Origin of the sequence: Mesorhizobium sp. M7A.F.Ca.CA.004.06.1.1 (assembly GCF_003999135.1) — a bacterium.
Lineage (GTDB): Bacteria > Pseudomonadota > Alphaproteobacteria > Rhizobiales > Rhizobiaceae > Mesorhizobium.
Genome location: NZ_RZPQ01000562.1, coordinates 1 through 3946 on the forward strand (window position 1 = coordinate 1; position 3946 = coordinate 3946).

General features: G+C 61.5%; 4 protein-coding genes and 1 pseudogene. 3 read left to right on the forward strand and 2 right to left on the reverse strand.

From position 1 onward, the window contains the following. Positions 1-702, reverse strand: a 702-nt coding sequence (locus EN906_RS25745; RefSeq protein WP_127375472.1) for a LysR substrate-binding domain-containing protein, incomplete at its 3' end; no start/stop codon positions are given. 97 nt (positions 703-799) lie between these two features. Between EN906_RS25745 and EN906_RS25750 the strand changes: the two genes are divergently transcribed. Then, the gene (locus EN906_RS25750; RefSeq protein WP_127266552.1) at positions 800-1696 is read left to right on the forward strand and encodes a DMT family transporter; all 897 of its coding nucleotides are present in this window, start codon (positions 800-802) and stop codon (positions 1694-1696) included. Positions 1697-1765: 69 nt separating this feature from the next. Here the strand turns inward: EN906_RS25750 and EN906_RS25755 are convergent, their stop codons facing one another. Continuing rightward, positions 1766-2377 (reverse strand): thymidine kinase, encoded by a 612-nt coding sequence (locus tag EN906_RS25755; protein ID WP_127266553.1) that lies wholly within the window; start codon positions 2375-2377, stop codon positions 1766-1768. Between the two features lie 258 nt (positions 2378-2635). On the opposite strand from EN906_RS25755, the gene EN906_RS25760 reads away from it, so the two are divergent. Both EN906_RS25760 and EN906_RS25765 read left to right on the forward strand, forming a co-directional pair. Continuing rightward, positions 2636-3571: a choline ABC transporter substrate-binding protein gene (locus EN906_RS25760; RefSeq protein ID WP_127266554.1), complete on the forward strand. Its 936-nt coding sequence runs from the start codon at positions 2636-2638 to the stop codon at positions 3569-3571. A 123-nt stretch (positions 3572-3694) separates the two neighbouring features. Beyond that, a pseudogene (locus EN906_RS25765) lies at positions 3695-3946 on the forward strand (choline ABC transporter permease subunit); the annotation flags it as partial.

Genomic DNA, 3946 nt, shown 5'->3' on the forward strand with positions numbered 1-3946 from the left:
GCGCATCGCAAGGCCAGCCACCGCGAGCCCGGCCTGGACGACGGCGATCAGGCCAAGCAGAGAGGCGCTTGAATAGGTACAGCGATAGGAGCGGTCGGCATCGCCAAGCGCCTGCAGGACATTCATCCTGGCGGCGCAGCCCGGTTCGAACAAGGCGACCGGAAGCGGGTCGGCCTCCCAGGCGACATGGTTGGGCGAGGCGACCCAGACGAAGCGTTCCAGCCGGATCACCTCAAGCGGCTGCTCCGGCAAGCGGGTGATGATCGCCAGATCCAGCCGCCCCTCCGCCAGCGTCTTCACCAGCGCGGTCGACTGTTCGCAGATCAACTCCACCGTCACCAGGGGATGCTCCGCCGCGAATCGTGAGAGCACGGGCGGCAGGAGGAAGGCGGCATAGTCGTCGGGCACCCCCAAGCGGACGCTGCCTGTCTCCTTGGGCCGGGTGACGCTTGCCCAGGCTTCATCCGACAGTTTCAGCAACCGGCGCGCATAGATCAGGAAATCCTCGCCGATCGCATTGGGAGTGACGGTTCTGGGACCACGCACCAGAAGCTGGTTGCCGACCATCTCCTCCAGCCGCTGCATCTGCATGCTGACCGCCGACTGGCTGCGGCCGACCCGAGGTGCTGCATTGGAAAGGCTGCCGCTCTCGACGACGGCGACGAAGGTTTTCAGCAGGTTGAGATCGAGTGGCGTGGCCATGGTGCTATCAGCATATCGAATAGATCATTCCAAATCTATTCGCTTGTTTGAAGGTGGCGCCAGTGACCAGATGGTTGGGATCGCTGGGAACCACCACATGACGGACGCCTCGACAGCCCGCTTCCCGGCCGCGAGCCTTGCTCTGGCAATGGTGATCGCAGGCACGGTCGGCGCCTTCGCCACGGAATCGGGGCTGCATCCCGTCACCGTCGTCTTCTGGCGATGTGTGTTCGGCGCGATCTTCCTTCTCATATGGTGCCTGTTGCGCGGCTACCTGCCGGATCGGACGCTGTTGCCGTCCCGGCTTGCCCTTGCAGCACTTGCCGGCGTGTGCATGGTGCTGAGCTGGACAGCCTTCTTCGCCGGCTTCGCCATGACGTCGATCGCCACGACGACGATTATCTACCATATCCAGCCGTTCTTCGTGGTCCTGATCGGCGTGGTTTTCCTAAGGGAACGCATCTCGCCCGACCAACTGCTGTGGATGCTCGGTGCGTTTCTCGGCGTCGTGCTGGCCAGCGGCCTCGTTTTCGCGCACGGTCATGCCGATGCCAACTGGGTGCCGGGCATTGCGCTGACGCTGGGCGGCGCACTGCTCTATGCCGTTACAACGATCCTAGCCAAAGGCCTGGGCCAGCAGCGCGCCGAAATCACGGTACTCTGCCAAACGGTGGTGGGGGTCGTCATGCTCGCCCCGTTCGCCGGCGTCGGCCAACATATTGCGCCTGCATCATGGGGCTGGCTGCTCGGCATCGGCGTGCTGCACACTGGCATCGCCTACGTGTTGATGAATTCGGCCTTCCCACGCCTGACGACACCGGTGATCGGCGTCATCACCTTCATCTACCCGGTCGTCGCCATCATCGTCGACTGGGCTATCTATGGGCATCCGCTCGGACCGGCGCAGGCAGCCGGCATGGCACTGATTGCGCTGGCAACGCTTGGTGTGCGGCTTGGCTGGCGGTTTCCAAGACGGCGTGTCTCGACCGTGTGAGCCCGAAGCAATTCCAGGGAAAGCACATAGCGCTTCCCCTGGAATTGCTCCAATAACCAAGAGACAGAGTCAGCCTTTGATAAAGCCGATGAAATCGTCTGGCGTGGCGCGGCCCATCTCTTCCTCCCAGTGGCGGCGGCAGAGCGAGACATAGACATCCTTGCCGATTGCCACCTGCTCGCCCTGGCGAGCCACCTTGCCATCGGGGCCGAGGCGCACGACCATCGTCGCCTTGCGGCCGCATCGGCAGATGGTGCGCACTTCGCGCAAATCGTCGGCGATGGCCAGCAGCGCGCGCGAGCCGGAAAACAGCTTGCCCTGGAAATCGGTGCGCAGGCCGTAGCACATGACCGGGATGTTCAACCGGTCGGCGATGCGGGCGAGCTGCCAGACCTGCTCCTCCTCGAGGAACTGCGCCTCGTCGACGAAGACGCAATGCACTGACGTATGCGCGTGATGCTCGGTGACGCGGGCGAACAGATCGTCGCCATCGCGGAACATCTCGGCTTCCGTCTCCAGGCCGATGCGCGACGAGATCAGGCCGGTGTCGCCCTTGCGGTAGTGGCCGGCGACGAACAGCATCGTGCCCATGCCGCGCTCGCGATAATTGTAAGAGGCCTGCAAGAGCATCGTCGTCTTGCCGGCGTTCATGGTCGCATAGTGAAAGTAGAGCTTGGCCATGCCGCTCTTTTAAGCCGACTTGCCCTGATACGGGGAGGGGCGGTCGCCCGCATTCCCCTGAAAAAGCCGGCCCGTCTTCGAAAAAACCGTCCGGCATGGCAAAAGCGCCTGATGTGTCGCTGATTGGCCAGCCCGCGCCGTTGATCGCGATTGTCTTAATGCTTGAAACCACACCAGAATGGTGTTTGGCTGACGAAACAAGGCGGGCATAGAAACCGTAGCTACGCTTCGCCAAAGAATCACAATGGGAGACTGTCTATGTCGCGTATGAACTCTTTCGTCGCCGGCCTCGGTCTGGCGGCTTTTTTGTCCACCAGCGCTGCCTTTGCCGGCGATCCGGCGAGCTGCAAGGCGGTGCGCCTTTCCGATGTCGGCTGGACCGACATCCAGGCGACGACCGGCATCGCCTCCGTGCTGCTGACCGCGCTCGGCTATGAGCCGCAGACGATCCAGCTGTCGGTGCCGGTGACCATGGCGTCGCTGAAGAACAAGGATCTCGACGTGTTCCTCGGCAACTGGATGCCGTCGATGACCAACGACATCAAGGACTATACCGCCGATGGCTCGGTCGAGACGATCAGCACCAACCTGACCGGCGCCGGCTACGGTATCGTCGTGCCGACCTATGTCGCTGACGCCGGCGTGAAATCGCTGACCGATATCGGCAAGTTCAAGGACAAGTTCAACGGCAAGATCTATGGCATCGAGGCCGGCAATGACGGCAACCGCATCATCCTCGACATGATCAAGAACCCGAAAGACAACCTCGAAGGCTTCGAGCTGGTCGAATCCTCGGAGGCCGGGATGCTGACGCAGGCCGAGCAGTCGATGAAGAGCAATGAATGGATCGCCTTCCTCGGCTGGACGCCGCATCCGGTGATGGGTGCCATGAAGATCACCTATCTCGATGGCATGGGCGACAGCGGCTTCGGCGCCGCCACTGTCCATACCAATGTGCGCAAGGGTTACACCACCGAGTGCCCGAATGCCGGCAAGTTCATCGCCAACCTGAAGTTCAATCTCGATATGGAAGGCGAGATAATGGACGCGATCCTCAAGGGCGCTGACGCCAATACGGCTGCGACCGACTGGCTCAAGAAGCATCCGGACGCGGTTGCTCCGTGGATTGCCGGCGTGACCACTTTCGATGGCGGCGACGCCGCTGCAGCCGTGAAGACTGCGCTCGGAAGCTGAGCAGGTCTTGCGTTCGGCGTGACCGATCAAGAAGGGCAGTCACTGTAGAAAGGGCTGCCCTTTTTCATATCCTGTGACAAGATGACCGTCCGGCAAGGACGGCGACTGCCAAAGAGGGGCAAGATGGATCCGATTTCAAAATTCTTTGTCAGTTATAAAATCCCCATAGGCGAGTGGGGCAAAGCGTTCTTCACCTTCCTTACCGACAATTTCAACACCTTCTTCCGCGGCCTCTCCGGCGGCTTGAATTTCCTGCTCGATGGAGTGGTCGACACGCTGCTGTTGGTACCGCCGGTCCTTCTCATCGCGCTGATTGCACTGCTTGCCTATTATCTGCAGCGATCGAGAGGCTTGGCGGTGGCTGTCTTTCTCGGG